A 12,268-nucleotide genomic window follows, 5' to 3' on the forward strand; every position below is an offset into this window, starting at 1 on the left:
GGAGTCCCGAATGATCGACACCCTCGTGATCGCAATCGTCACGATAGGCTACTGCCTGATGTCGCGCCGCCTGTCCCAGAGCGTGGTGACGGCCCCCATGGTGTTCATCCTGCTGGGTTTCCTGCTGGCGCTGGCCGGAGGACCGGGCGAGGGAGAGATCGTCCACGTGCTGCATGCGGTCGCCGAAGTGGCGCTGGTCGTGCTGCTCTTCCTCGATGCGGCGCAGACCGATCTGCGCAGCCTGCGCAGCCACCGGCAATGGCCGGTGCGGATGCTGCTTCTCGGCCTGCCGCTGGCGATCCTGCTCGGCACGGGGCTGGTGGCGCTGCTGGCGCCGGGCTGGCCGCTGGCGGCCGCGGCGCTGGTGGCGGCAATCCTGGCGCCGACGGATGCGGCGCTCGGCCAGGCGGTGATCTCCAATCCCGAGGTGCCCGAGCGCCAGCGCCAGTCGCTGACGGTGGAGAGCGGGCTGAATGACGGGCTGGCGCTGCCGGTCGTGCTGATGCTGGCCAGCCTTGCCGCCGGGGTGGAGACGCAGGAAACCGGCTACTGGCTGCGCTTCGCGCTGGCGCAGGTGGTGCTCGGCCCCCTGGCCGGGCTGGCGGCGGGCTGGGCGGGGGCGCGGCTTCTCGACCTGGCGCGGGCGCGGCGCACGACCGAGGCGGCCTTCGAGGGGATCGCCACCCTGGCCATCGCCGCGGCCTGCTATGTCCTCGCCGACCTGATCGGCGGCAACGGCTTCATCGCCGCCTTCACCGGCGGGCTGGTCTTCGGCCATGTCCATCGCGGCCGCTCCACCTTCATCTACGAATTCGCCGAGGGCGAGGGGCAGATCCTGGCCTGGGCCGCCTTCCTGCTGATCGGGCTGGGGCTGATGCCCGAGGCGGTGGCCTATCTCGACTGGCGCATGCTGGCGGTGATCCTGGGCAGCCTCTTCGTCATCCGGCCGCTGGCGATCTGGCTGTCGCTGGCGGGCACGGATGCCGATCCGGCGACGCGGATCTTCTTCGGCTGGTTCGGTCCGCGCGGCCTGGCGACGGCGCTGTTCGCGCTTCTGGTCGTGCCGCAGATCGACCCGCTGCAATCGGTGCCGATCCTGCATCTGGCGGTCAATGCGGTCTGGATCAGCGCGCTGCTGCACGGCATGACGGCGGCGCCGGGGGCGCGTGCCTTCGCACGGAGGCGGCAATGACGGGCGCGCGGCTCGATGCAGAGGATTTCAAGGTCCCCGCGGACTGGGTGCGCAGCGCCATCCGCATCTCGGGGGCGGGATCGAACCTGGTGGCCCGGGTGCTCGGCGCGGCGGGGATCGATCCGGCAGCGCTCGAGGGCGAGGATGCGGTGATCGGCCAGCGCCAGGAGGCGACCTTCTTCCATGCGCTCTGCGACCAGGCGGGCGATCCCTATTACGCGGCCGAGCTGGGGCTGCGCATGCCCGGGCGCACCAGCACGCTGCTGAGCTACGTGATCCACGGCTCGCGCAGCCTCGGCGTCGCGATGGAGGCGGCCTCGCGCTTCCTGAAGCTGGCGCGGCCGGGGCTGCACATGGAGTTCGAGCGCGAGGACGGGGCGGGGCTCTGGGTGATCCGCAGCCCCGATCCCTGGCTGCAGCACCTGCCGGCCTACCAGGAATTCGCGGTCTCGGCGATCATCGCGGATTTCCGCAGCGCCACGCAGAGCGGGCTGCGGCCGGAGTCGGTCGTGCTCCCGGCCGCCTCGCGCGGCCACGAGGCGCGGCTGTCCGGCCTTTGGGGCTGTCCGGTCCTCGCCCAGGCCGACCAGCTGGTGGTGACCTTCGGCCCCGGCGCCATGGCGCTGCCGCTCCACCGCCACGATCCCGACCTGCAGCGCCATCTGGAACGCTACGGCGAATTGCTGCTGCAGAGCGCGCCCGAGGTCGAGGTCGCGCTGACCCATAGCGTCGAGGAGGCGGTGCTGGCGCATCTGCCCGAAGGCGGCGCGCCGGCGCTGGCCGTGATCGCCGCGGATCTGGGGCTGAGCACGCGGACCCTCAACCGCAGATTGTCGGCCGAGGGCCAGAGCTACCGCGAGCTGGTGGAGGAGGTGCGGCGGCGCAAGGCCAAGCTGATGCTCGGCGACCGCAGCCTGCGCCTGGCCGAGATCGCCTTCCTTCTGGGCTATTCCGAGCAGAGCAGCTTCACGAATGCCTTCCGCCGCTGGACCGGGCTGTCGCCTGGCGCCTACCGCTCCGGGCTGGCAAGATAGGCGGCCCGGCGCCGATGGGGGCTAGTCTTCAAAATCCCGCTTTGCGAGATGCCGCAAACTGAGTCGCGCTGCCGCTCCGGACGGCAGCGACGGCTCGGGGGCGCCCAATTTGAGGGCAGAAATGCCGCGTCAGCTGCCGTTGGAGAAAATTAGTTTCCCAAGTATGTTCGTAGGCAAACGATATTCCGTGACGTGAATGGCTCGAAGCGCGCCTGTCTGATTTCCGTCATGGACGTCACGGGGGCGTGATGCTGTTATGTCATCGGTCTTCCGGGGGGAACGTGGATCTACTGCGATGGCGGATGTTGAAAAGAGCGATGACATAGCGGCTGCATGGCGCCGGCGTCATGGCGCGTTCCTGGCGGAGCCCGGCGCATGGCTGCTGCGCTCCGGAAGGGAAGCTGCCGGAGGGACCCTGTTCGGACTGGCCGACCGGGCGGATGCCGCACTCATGCGCCCGTCGAACGCGGGCTATGCCGTTCTGGTTCCCGGAAAGGACAGGCCGGGTGGCCCGGCGCTGCCCTTGCCGGGTCTCCAGGAAGAGGCCCTGGGCCGGCAGGGCTGGAGCTGCTGGAAGGCGCTGCCGCGGGCCGTGCCCCTGGTGCTGACCGTTTCCGGCGCGACCGGGGCAAAGGCGCGGATGCGCGGCCTGCAGGTGCCGCTGACCGGACCGGCGGGACGCCGCGCCTGGCTGGCGGCCGGGCTGGTCTCCTGCCCGGTGCAGGTCGAAGACGGCACCGGCAGCGGCCACTGGCAGCTGGGCTGGCAGCTGCCGCTCGGCATCGGCGGCGAGATGGCCTCGGCTATCCTCCTGCTCGGCCTGCAGGGGCTGATGGAGGTCCTGTCGCAGCCGGGACAGGGACGTCCCTTCCTCGTCCGGCTCGACCTTGCCGGGCTCGGCCTGGCGCGCAGCGGCATCCGGCGGTTGGAGCAGATGCTCTCGCGGGAGCTGCAGCGCTACTGCCGGGTCACCGGCCATGGCGCGCTGCTCCTGGGCGAGCAGGGCTTCGTGCAGGAATATGCCGATGCCTCCGTCGTGCTGCAGCCGGGCCGCGCGGCGCGGATGGATCTGATCCTGCCGCCGCGGCGCCGGGCGCCGGTCTTCATGGATCTGCACCAGGCGGCGGTCTCGGGCGCCTGCGGTCCGCTCGGCCTGTCGCTGCAGGCGCAGTCGGGCGAACGGCTGGAGCTGTCCACCGGCGGGGCCGAAGAGGAGAGCTGCGGTGAGATCCGCGCGGTCAATGGCGGGCGTGCGGCGATGATCGCGCCCGATCCGCGCGGCAGCGGCTGGATGCAGCGGCTCGACCACGCGATCGGCTTCGCGCCGACGGCCCGCATGTCGACCTATTACGGGCGCAACATCGCCGAGCCGGGGGAATGGAACCTCACGGTGCGCAATCTCGGCCTCTCGACCACCCGGCTGACCTTCAATCTCGACAATGCCATGCCGCTGCTGCCGGACTGGCAGATGCCGCATGCCAGCCTGCAGCTCAGCCGCGCGCAGGATTGGGATGCCGAGATGCTGGACTATGTCCGGCCGGAATTCTTCGGCATCCGCAGCCGGTTCGAGGCGCTGGTCCAGCGCGGCGACCATGTCCCGCCCCTGGTGCTGCGCCGCTTCGCGGAGGTCGGGCAATGGCCGGTGGCCTCGGTGCTGCTGGGCGGGCGGATCGAGTACCTGCCGGTGCTCGGCGCGCGGGCGCGGCGGATGTACCCGGCCTCGGACGGCCGTCGCGTGCTTGCCGAAGCGCCGGCGCCCGGCGCGGTGCCGGAGCCGCAGAGCGACCGGCTGATCGGGCTCTGCCTCGACATCCTGGCGGAGACCTCGCCGGACAATGTCGCCGCGCGGCTCGCGGCCCGGCTGGCCGGGCAGAGCTGAAAGAACGGGCCGGACGGCGGCGGCGGGCTATTCCGCGGCCATCTGCAGGGCGCTGCGGCGGCCGATGAACCGCGCCGCGGCGGCGCCGCCGAGATAGGCGAGACGCCCGCCGCAGACGGTTGCCTCGACCTTGCCGGTTGCCTCGCTGACGAAGGCCAGATCTGCGCGCGCGCCGAAATCCAGCCGCCCCCGGCCGGTCTGGCGCAGGAGCCGGGCGGGCTGTTCCGAGATCAGCGACCAGGCGCGCGGCAGATCGGCGAGCCCGGCGCCCGCGAGATAGACGGCGAGCTCGGCCAGGGGCAGGGCGGCGCCGTCCGAGACGATCGCGTCGCAGCGCGCCAGCAGGTCGCGGTCGAGCGTGCGGGTCTGGATCTGCTCGGCCAGCTCGCGCGCGGAGATCACCACCGGATCGCAGACCGCCCGCGCGGCCGCGGCGGCGCGGTAGCTGGCCGGGGTCATGCAGATCCCCGCGCCGATCATCGAATGGTGCTCGCGCGCCTCGCCGCTCTCGTCCTCGGCCGAGCCGTAGAGCACGCCCCTCGCGTCGAACTGCTCGGCCAGGTCGCAGAGCGCCCGCGGGATCGAGGGCGCCGCGACGGCCAGCTCCTCGAGGAGCTGCGACAGCGCCTCGGGCGCGCGGCCGGTCGCCTCCGCCAGCCGGGCGAAGCCCGCGGCATCGGCATCGCGCAGATCGCGCGCGCGGGCGGCGCGGTTGGTGAACATCACCAGGTCGATGCCGTGGCGGCCGATCAGCTCCAGGAGGCGCGCCGTGCCGCGCGCCGAGGCATGCTCGACCCGCAGGAGCAGGCGCAGATCGGTGACGAGCCGCCCGGACATCGCCGCGAGCGCCGCCGCCATCTCCGCCGCGGCGGCCGGGCTCTCGGCGGGGCCCTCCCAGGACCAGCCCTGGTGCATGTACTGAAGCGTCACGCCCTGGGCGGCGCCGGTGCGGTCGGCCTCGTCGAGGACCCAGGCGCAGCCGCGCTCGCCGCCGCGCGGCGCCGGGGCGGCGGCCATCATGTCGATGACGCCGGGCAGGATCAGGTAGCCGCTCATGTCCACGGCCGGCAGCGGTCCCTTGGTGATCCGCCCCTCGGCAATGGCGATGGAGCGGTCCTGCAGGAGGCCGTCGCGCAGGATGCGCGCGCCCGTGAAACGCATGGGGGGAAGCTGACCAGACATGTCCTCGCTCGCTTGTCGTTCCGGAAGGCATAGCGATTCTCTGTGTCGTGCTTGTGACAAATCAGCTCTGGCGGCAGCGGATTGGCCGCGCAGGGGGGCGGGCTGGACGCGGGCGGCTGCGGTGCTAGCTTGGGGGGATCGAAAAGGAGGACCCTCCGATGACCGAGCTGATCGCCCCCGGCCAGAGCCTGGCCGAGATCGCCCCCGATCTGGAAGCGGCCGGCTGGCGCCGCGACGCCGAGAGTGGCGCAATTGCCAAGAGTTTCAAATTCCCCGGCTTTCCCGAGGCCTTCGCCTTCATGACGCGGGTCGCCTTCGCGGCCGAAGCGGCGGATCACCATCCCGACTGGCGCAATGTCTGGAACCGCGTGGACATCCGGCTGAGCACCCATGACGCGGGCGGGCTCACCGCGAAGGACATCGCGCTTGCACGGGCGGTCGAGGCGGTCTAGCCGCTTCATCCCGTCCGCTTGCATGCTGCAGGGCAGCAAAGTACGGTTCGCTCAATTTGCCGGAGGAGCCTTCCGATGACCGATGACGCCGATCTGACTCCGCTCGACCGTGCCCATGCCAGAATGGACTCTGCCCCCGAAGACGATGCGGCGCGGCTGCGATTCTACGACACCCTGGGCTCGTCCGAGCTCTTCCTGCTGCTCGACCGCGAGGCCGAGGGCGACCGCATAACGCCGCGGGTCTTCGACCTGGAGAACGGGCAGATCGTGCTGGTCTTCGACCGCGAGGCGCGGCTGGCGGAATTCGCCGGCGGGATCGCGCCCTATGCGGGCATGTCGGGCCGGGTGCTGGTGGAGATGCTGGCCGGGCAGGGGATCGGGCTGGGGGTGAACCTGGATGTCGCGCCCTCGGCGATCGTGCTCCTGCCCGAGGCGGTCGACTGGCTCGACGCGCAGCTCAAGCACCGGCCCGAGGAGGGCGAGGCGCGGCCCTCGGAGGTGCGCGCGCCCGCGGGCCTGCCAGAGGCGCTGATCGAGGGGCTCGACGGCAAGCTCGCCCTGGCGGCGGGGCTGGCCGATCTGGCCTATCTGGCGGCGGTGACCTATGCCGACGGGCGGCACGGCCATCTTCTGGCCTTTGTCGATGCCATGCCCGGCGCCGAGCCCGCGCTGGCGCGCGCGGTGCACGAGGCGCTGATCTTCTCCGGCCTCGCGGCAGGCGAGATCGATGTCGCCTTCTTCCCGTCTTCGGACGGGATCGCGCCGCAGCTGGCCAAGGTCGGGCTGCGCTTCGACCTGCCGAAGCTGCCCGAGCCGGTGGCCGAGCGCCCGGCGCCCGGCATGGACCCGGACACGCCGCCGATCCTGCGCTGAGCGCGGGCGGCCGCCGGGGAGGTCCCGGCGCGGGGGCCGGGACGGGACAGCGCTAGAACGCCTCCTCGGCGAGCTCCATCACCGGTTCCGCGCCCGAGCGGATCCGCGACAGGTGCAGGGCCGTGGCGGGCAGCTGGCGGGCCATGTAGAACCGCGCGGTCGCCAGCTTGGCCTGCCAGAAGGCCGGATCGCCCTCGCCGGCGGCGCGCTTCTCCAGCGCGACTTTCGACATCCGCGCCCACATCAGCCCCAGCGCGACATGGCCGAAGAGATGCATGAAGTCGTAGCTGCCCGAGAGCGCGGCATTGGGGTTCTTCATGCCTTCCTGCATGAAGTACATCCCGGCCGCCTGCAGGTCCTTCGAAGCGGCCTTGAGCGGCCCGGTGAAGGCGGCCATCTCCTCGGTGTCATTCTCCTTGCAGAAGGATTTGACCATCTCGAAGAAGGCCATCACCGCCTTGCCGCCCTTGGCGGGGAGCTTGCGAGCCACCAGGTCGAGCGACTGCACGCCGTTGGTGCCCTCGTAGATCATGGTGATCCGCGCATCGCGGACGAACTGCTCCAGCCCCCATTCGCGGGTGAAGCCCGAGCCGCCCAGCGTCTGCTGCGCCAGCACCGTCGTCTCGAAGCCCTTGTCGGTCAGGAAGCCCTTGATCACTGGGGTCAGCAGCGAGACCAGTGCCTCGGCGTCTTCGTCGCCGGCATGCGCCGCGTCGATCAGCGAGGCGCCCCAGAGGACCAGCGCGCGGCCGCCCTCGACGAAGCTCTTCTGCATCATCAGCCCGCGCCGCACGTCGGGATGGACGATGATCGGATCGGCCGGGCCGTCGGGGTTCCTGGCGCCGGTCGCGTCGCGGCCCTGCAGCCGGTCCCTGGCGAAGGCGGCGGCGTTCTGGTAGGCGACGGCGCCCTGGGCCAGCCCCTGCAGCCCGACGCCGAGCCGCGCCTCGTTCATCATCGTGAACATGGCGCGCATGCCCTTGTGCATCTCGCCGATCAGGAAGCCCCTGGCGCCGTCGTAATGCATCACGCAGGTGGCGTTGCCGTGGATCCCCATCTTCTCCTCGAGCCCGCCGCAGGTCACGCCGTTGCGGTCGCCGAGGCTGCCATCCCCGTTGACGAGGAATTTCGGCACGATGAAGAGGCTGATGCCCTTCACGCCCTCGGGGCCGCCGGGGATCTTGGCCAGGACCAGATGGACGATGTTCTCCGTCAGGTCGTGCTCGCCCGCGGAGATCCAGATCTTCTGCCCGGTGATCGCGTAGCTGCCGTCGTCCTGCGGCTCTGCCCTGGTGCGGATCAGCCCCAGATCGGTGCCGCAATGCGGCTCGGTCAGGTTCATAGTGCCCGACCAGTCGCCGGCGATCATCTTCGGCAGGTAGGTGGCCTTCTGCGCCTCGGAGCCGTGGGCATGGATCGCCGAGATCGCGCCGTGGCTGAGCCCCTGGTACATGTTGAAGGCCATGTTGGCGGAGACGAACATCTCGCCCACGGCGCAGTTCAGGACATAGGGCATGCCCTGGCCGCCATAGTCGGGATCGCAGTCGAGACCGATCCAGCCGCCCTCGCAAATCTGGCGGTAGGCCTCCCTGAAGCCCTCGGGCGTGCGGACCACGCCGTTCTCCAGCCGGCAGCCCTGGCGGTCGCCGACCGCGTTCAGCGGGGCCAGCACCTCCATCGACAGCCGCCCGGCCTCTTCGAGGACCTGGGCGGTGAAATCGGGCTCCAGCTCGGCATGGCCGGGCACGGGGCTCCGGGCGATGGCCAGCAGATCCTGCAAGACGAACTGGATGTCCCGCGTGGGCGCCGTGTAGCTCGGCATGGTCTCTCTCTCCCTTGGATGCGGACCTTCGCGGTCCGCCGAAATCATCTGGCGCGCCCCCTCTTCGGCGGGGGGCTGCGCCTGGCGGCTTACGCCGCCTCAGTCTTTCCCATGGCGGCGATCTGCTCCGCGCCCAGATCGAGCTGCTCCTGGAGTTCGTCGATCGCGGCGGTCAGGACGTCGCGCTGTTCGGTCATCTCGGCCAGATGGACCCGGCCAAGGCGGACGGCCTCGCGCACCTGCGCGGCATTGCCATCCGTGGGATTGTAGAGATCCAGGAGCTGGCGGATCTCCTCGAGGCTGAACCCGAAGCGCTTGCCGCGCAGGATCAGCTTCAGCCGGGCGCGGTCATGCTTGGTATAGAGCCGCTTCTGCCCGATCCGGATCGGCGACAGCAGTTCCTTCGATTCGTAGAACCTCAGCGCGCGCGCGGTCACCCCGAAGGCGTCGCACATCGCACGGATGGTCATGGTTTCTTCTTGCGTCATTGCTTTTTCTCTTGTTTCCGCCAGTAGACCCGGCGGCAGATGTACTCTACGTAAGCCAAGTGCAAGAGCGGTTGACGCCTGCGTAAGCGGAACGTGACGTCATCCCCGGGAAATGGCGTGTCGTAACAAGTTGACGGAAATCAGCTCTGCGTCCGGCGCATGGCTCCGCCAAGCTGGGCGGCGGTCTCGTCGCGCAGGTCGCGCAGCTCGCCGATCGTCTCCTCCAGCTGGCGCTGCTGCTCCTCCAGCGTCTCGAGCTGGCGCGTCGCCAGGTCGATCCAGGTCTGCATCTGCGCCTCGGTTCCCTTCTCCTCGTAGATCAGCAGCCACTGGCGGATCTCCTCCAGGGCGAAGCCGAAGCGGCGGCCGCGCAGGATCAGCGTCATCCGCGCCACCTCGCGCGGGCCGTAGAACCGCGCCGAGCCCTCCCGCTCGGGGAAGAGCAGCTCGATGGACTCGTAGTAGCGCAGCGTGCGCGGCGTCGCGTCGAACTTCGCGCACATCTCCTTGAAGTTCAGGCGCTGAGTGCCGTCGATTTCGGCTGTCATGTCGGTCCTCCCTTGCGCCAAGGCTAGCCGGGCGCGATGTCTGAGGCAATTCGGCACGCTGCGTCACGGCCCTCGCGTCAACGATATGGACCTCCCGCGCGTTTCCAACAATATGTGGCCGGGGAGATATGCAATGACCGGCAACGAACTCGAAGAGATGAAGACCTTCACCGAAGAGCTGCCCCAGGCGCGGGCGCTGGGGCTGAAGGTGGAAAGCGTCGCGCCGGGCGTGGCGGTGCTGTCGATGCCCTATTCCGAGGAGCTGGTCGGCGATCCGGAGACCGGGGTGATCCATGGCGGCGCGGTCTCGACGCTGATGGACACCTGCTCGGGCGGGGCGGTGATCTCGCATCCCGACATGACCGAGGCGGTGACCGCGACGCTCGACCTCAGGATCGACTACATGCGCCCCGCCGCGCCGGGCAAGCGCATCTTCGCCCGCGCCGAATGCTATCACGTGACCCGCACCGTCGCCTTCGTGCGGGCCCAGGCCTGGACCGAGGGCGACGAGGACCGCCCCGTCGCCGCCGCCACCGGCGCCTTCACCGCGGTCGGCCGCAAGGGAGGCGCGCAATGACCCCAGAACCGATGCAGGTCGTCAAGGAACGCCGCGACGCCGCGCTGGAGGCGCTGCAGGCGCGCATCCCCTACATGCGCTTCATCGGCGTGACCATGGACCGCCGCGGCGACGAGCTGACCGCGGTGCTGAACTATTCCGGCCACCTGATCGGCAATCCGCTGCTCCCGGCGCTGCATGGCGGCGTCACCTCGGCCTTCCTGGAATGCACCGCGCTGATCGAGCTGGCCTGGGGGCCGCTCTGGCAGCAGATCGAGTCGGGCGCGGTCGCGGTCGAGGCACTGCGCGACCCCGCCTTCCGCCTGGCGATGCCGAAGACCATCGACTTCACCACCGACTTCCTGCGCTCGGGCCTGCCGCGGGACGCCTATGCGCGGGCGCGGGTGAACCGCTCGGGCCGGCGCTATGCCTCGGTCCATGTCGAGGCCTGGCAGGACAACCGCAGCCGCCTCTTCGCCCAGGCGACGGGCCATTTCCTGATGCCGCAGGATGGCTGACGCGGCCATCGTGGCGCCTGCGCCGCTGACCCATCGCCGGGTCTGGCGGATCGCCGGGCCGATGGTCATCTCGAATGCCACCGTGCCGCTCGTGGGCGCGGTCGACACCGCCATGGTCGGCCAGCTCGGCCTGGCCGCGCCGATCGGGGCGGTGGCGGTGGGCGCCGCGCTGCTGAATGCGTTCTACTGGATCTTCGGCTTCCTGCGGATGGGCACGACCGGGCTGGCGGCGCAGGCGCTGGGGGCGGGGGACCGCGCCGAGCTGGTCGCGCTTCTCAGCCGCGGGCTGATGGTCGGCGGGCTGGCGGGGCTGGCGCTGATCTGCCTGCAGCTGCCGCTCTTCCACCTGGCCTTCGGCCTGTCCACGGCCAGCGCCGAGGTGCAGGAGCTGGCCCGGACCTATTGCGCGATCCGCATCTGGTCCGCCCCGGCGATGATCGCCAGCTACGGGCTGATCGGCTGGCTGATCGCCAATGAGCGCGCCCGCGCGGTGCTGATCGCGCAGGTCGCGGTCAACGGCGTCAACATCCTGCTCGATGTCTGGTTCGTCATGGGACTGGGCTGGGGCGTCGAGGGCGTGGCCTGGGCGACCTTCGCCGCGGAATGGAGCGGGCTGGCCGCCGGGCTCTGGTTCTGCCGCGACGCCTTCCGCAGCCCGGCCTGGCGCGACGCGGCGCGGGTCTTCGACCGGGCGCGGCTGGCCAACATGGCCTCGGTCAATGCCGATATCATGATCCGCTCGGTGCTGCTTCTGTCGGTGGTGATCAGCTTCATCTTCTTCTTCTCGCCCGCCTTCGGCGAGGTGCCGCTGGCGGCGAACCAGATCCTGATGCAGTTCATCACGATCACCGCCTTCGCGCTCGACGGGCTGGCCTTCGCGGTCGAGTCGCTGGTCGGCCAGGCGATGGGCGCGCGCGACCGGCTGCGGCTGCGCCGCGCCGCGCTGCTGTGCAGCCAGTGGGGCCTTGCGGCGGGCGCGCTCCTGTCGCTGGGCTTCGCGCTGTTCGGGGCCGAGCTGGTCGACCTGATGACCACCGCGCCGCTGGTGCGCGAGGAGGCGCGGCACTACCTGCCCTGGATGGTGGCGGTGCCGCTCTTGGGGGTGGCGCCCTGGATGCTCGACGGCATCTTCATCGGCGCCACCCGCGGGCGGGACATGCGCAACATGATGATCGTCGCCACGGCGGTCTATTTCGCCGCCGCCTTCGCGCTGGTGCCGCTTTTCGGCAATCACGGGCTCTGGGCGGCGCAATGCGTGTCCTACCTCGCCCGCGGCGCGGCGCTGGGGCTGCGCTATCCCGCGCTGGAGCGCTCGGCCGCCGGTTATTGAACCGTTATTTCACCCAAATTGAACCGGCTCTGGCGGCCCGGGCCTCTAGCATGGTCCCTGCTGGCATTTTCCGGCATGTGCGCTCCGGGCAAGGGCCTGCCCGGGGCGCGCTTGGCATCGCGGCGCGTCTTCGCGGGTCCAGGGGCATGGCAGGGACTCCCTCCCGGTGGGCATGACCGGGGCAGAGACGCCCGGCGCCGCCGCGACAGGATCGGCGGGCATCCACGGTCGCGCGAGACACCGGCGACGGCTGCGTTCCGGCGAGGGGGCATTCATTGGTCCGGCGACTGCGCCCTGTGCGGTCATGGCGCTGTCAGCAAACATCCGGCAGGCGACTGGTGCGGTGAAACTATCACCGTGTCCATTGCCGCCCGGGGAAACTCCGGGACCGGCG

Annotated in this window: 12 protein-coding genes; 8 read left to right on the top strand and 4 right to left on the bottom strand. The window is 70.5% G+C overall.

What is annotated here, in order from left to right:
• Window positions 1–10 precede the first annotated feature (10 nt).
• The 3 genes from FGX59_RS15750 to FGX59_RS15760 all read left to right on the top strand — a co-directional run bounded on the left by FGX59_RS15750 (window position 11) and on the right by FGX59_RS15760 (window position 4,105).
• The gene (locus FGX59_RS15750; RefSeq protein WP_138467959.1) at window positions 11–1,192 is read left to right on the top strand and encodes a cation:proton antiporter; all 1,182 of its coding nucleotides are present in this window, start codon (window positions 11–13) and stop codon (window positions 1,190–1,192) included.
• Window positions 1,189–2,226 (top strand): AraC family transcriptional regulator, encoded by a 1,038-nt coding sequence (locus FGX59_RS15755; RefSeq protein ID WP_138467961.1) that lies wholly within the window; start codon window positions 1,189–1,191, stop codon window positions 2,224–2,226. The genes FGX59_RS15750 and FGX59_RS15755 overlap by 4 nt, the downstream gene beginning before the upstream one ends.
• Window positions 2,227–2,677: 451 nt before the next feature.
• Window positions 2,678–4,105 carry a hypothetical protein gene (locus tag FGX59_RS15760; RefSeq protein ID WP_138467963.1) on the top strand — a complete coding sequence of 476 codons (1,428 nt, stop codon included), beginning with the start codon at window positions 2,678–2,680 and terminating at the stop codon, window positions 4,103–4,105.
• Between the two features lie 27 nt (window positions 4,106–4,132).
• Here the strand turns inward: FGX59_RS15760 and FGX59_RS15765 are convergent, their stop codons facing one another.
• A complete protein-coding gene (locus FGX59_RS15765; RefSeq protein ID WP_138467965.1) occupies window positions 4,133–5,266 on the bottom strand; it encodes an alkylphosphonate utilization protein in 1,134 nt (377 codons plus the stop codon).
• 179 nt (window positions 5,267–5,445) lie between these two features.
• Between FGX59_RS15765 and FGX59_RS15770 the strand changes: the two genes are divergently transcribed.
• Window positions 5,446–5,739: a 4a-hydroxytetrahydrobiopterin dehydratase gene (locus FGX59_RS15770; RefSeq protein WP_138467966.1), complete on the top strand. Its 294-nt coding sequence runs from the start codon at window positions 5,446–5,448 to the stop codon at window positions 5,737–5,739.
• A gap of 75 nt (window positions 5,740–5,814) precedes the next feature.
• Window positions 5,815–6,612, top strand: coding sequence for an SseB family protein (locus FGX59_RS15775; RefSeq protein WP_138467969.1), 798 nt, complete (start codon window positions 5,815–5,817; stop codon window positions 6,610–6,612).
• A gap of 52 nt (window positions 6,613–6,664) precedes the next feature.
• Here the strand turns inward: FGX59_RS15775 and FGX59_RS15780 are convergent, their stop codons facing one another.
• The 3 genes from FGX59_RS15780 to FGX59_RS15790 form a co-directional block, all read right to left on the bottom strand.
• The gene (locus tag FGX59_RS15780; RefSeq protein ID WP_138467972.1) at window positions 6,665–8,434 is read right to left on the bottom strand and encodes an acyl-CoA dehydrogenase C-terminal domain-containing protein; all 1,770 of its coding nucleotides are present in this window, start codon (window positions 8,432–8,434) and stop codon (window positions 6,665–6,667) included.
• Between the two features lie 89 nt (window positions 8,435–8,523).
• Window positions 8,524–8,922, bottom strand: a complete 399-nt coding sequence (locus FGX59_RS15785) for a MerR family DNA-binding transcriptional regulator (protein ID WP_138467973.1) — start codon at window positions 8,920–8,922, stop codon at window positions 8,524–8,526.
• A gap of 140 nt (window positions 8,923–9,062) precedes the next feature.
• Window positions 9,063–9,470 (bottom strand): MerR family DNA-binding transcriptional regulator, encoded by a 408-nt coding sequence (locus FGX59_RS15790; RefSeq protein ID WP_138467975.1) that lies wholly within the window; start codon window positions 9,468–9,470, stop codon window positions 9,063–9,065.
• Between the two features lie 133 nt (window positions 9,471–9,603).
• Between FGX59_RS15790 and FGX59_RS15795 the strand changes: the two genes are divergently transcribed.
• From FGX59_RS15795 to FGX59_RS15805, 3 genes are read left to right on the top strand one after another with little or no spacing between them, the layout of a single operon-like run.
• The gene (locus tag FGX59_RS15795; protein ID WP_138467977.1) at window positions 9,604–10,047 is read left to right on the top strand and encodes a PaaI family thioesterase; all 444 of its coding nucleotides are present in this window, start codon (window positions 9,604–9,606) and stop codon (window positions 10,045–10,047) included.
• Window positions 10,044–10,544 (top strand): PaaI family thioesterase, encoded by a 501-nt coding sequence (locus FGX59_RS15800; protein ID WP_138467979.1) that lies wholly within the window; start codon window positions 10,044–10,046, stop codon window positions 10,542–10,544. Before FGX59_RS15795 ends, FGX59_RS15800 begins: the two co-directional genes overlap by 4 nt.
• The gene (locus FGX59_RS15805) at window positions 10,537–11,874 is read left to right on the top strand and encodes an MATE family efflux transporter (RefSeq protein ID WP_138467981.1); all 1,338 of its coding nucleotides are present in this window, start codon (window positions 10,537–10,539) and stop codon (window positions 11,872–11,874) included. Before FGX59_RS15800 ends, FGX59_RS15805 begins: the two co-directional genes overlap by 8 nt.
• The last annotated feature ends 394 nt before the right edge of the window (window positions 11,875–12,268 follow it).

The organism is Poseidonocella sp. HB161398, assembly GCF_005870025.1.
Lineage (GTDB): Bacteria > Pseudomonadota > Alphaproteobacteria > Rhodobacterales > Rhodobacteraceae > Mangrovicoccus.

What these genes read in the sequence shown, in the direction of transcription:
- FGX59_RS15770 (WP_138467966.1), top strand. Translation starts at nt 5,446, where the DNA reads ATGACCGAGCTGATCGCCCCCGGCCAGAGCCTGGCCGAGATCGCCCCC.
- FGX59_RS15785 (WP_138467973.1), bottom strand. Translation starts at nt 8,922, where the DNA reads ATGACGCAAGAAGAAACCATGACCATCCGTGCGATGTGCGACGCCTTC.
- FGX59_RS15795 (WP_138467977.1), top strand. Translation starts at nt 9,604, where the DNA reads ATGACCGGCAACGAACTCGAAGAGATGAAGACCTTCACCGAAGAGCTG.
- FGX59_RS15760 (WP_138467963.1), top strand. Translation starts at nt 2,678, where the DNA reads ATGCGCCCGTCGAACGCGGGCTATGCCGTTCTGGTTCCCGGAAAGGAC.
- FGX59_RS15750 (WP_138467959.1), top strand. Translation starts at nt 11, where the DNA reads ATGATCGACACCCTCGTGATCGCAATCGTCACGATAGGCTACTGCCTG.
- FGX59_RS15805 (WP_138467981.1), top strand. Translation starts at nt 10,537, where the DNA reads ATGGCTGACGCGGCCATCGTGGCGCCTGCGCCGCTGACCCATCGCCGG.
- FGX59_RS15765 (WP_138467965.1), bottom strand. Translation starts at nt 5,266, where the DNA reads ATGCGTTTCACGGGCGCGCGCATCCTGCGCGACGGCCTCCTGCAGGAC.
- FGX59_RS15780 (WP_138467972.1), bottom strand. Translation starts at nt 8,434, where the DNA reads ATGCCGAGCTACACGGCGCCCACGCGGGACATCCAGTTCGTCTTGCAG.
- FGX59_RS15755 (WP_138467961.1), top strand. Translation starts at nt 1,189, where the DNA reads ATGACGGGCGCGCGGCTCGATGCAGAGGATTTCAAGGTCCCCGCGGAC.
- FGX59_RS15800 (WP_138467979.1), top strand. Translation starts at nt 10,044, where the DNA reads ATGACCCCAGAACCGATGCAGGTCGTCAAGGAACGCCGCGACGCCGCG.
- FGX59_RS15775 (WP_138467969.1), top strand. Translation starts at nt 5,815, where the DNA reads ATGACCGATGACGCCGATCTGACTCCGCTCGACCGTGCCCATGCCAGA.
- FGX59_RS15790 (WP_138467975.1), bottom strand. Translation starts at nt 9,470, where the DNA reads ATGACAGCCGAAATCGACGGCACTCAGCGCCTGAACTTCAAGGAGATG.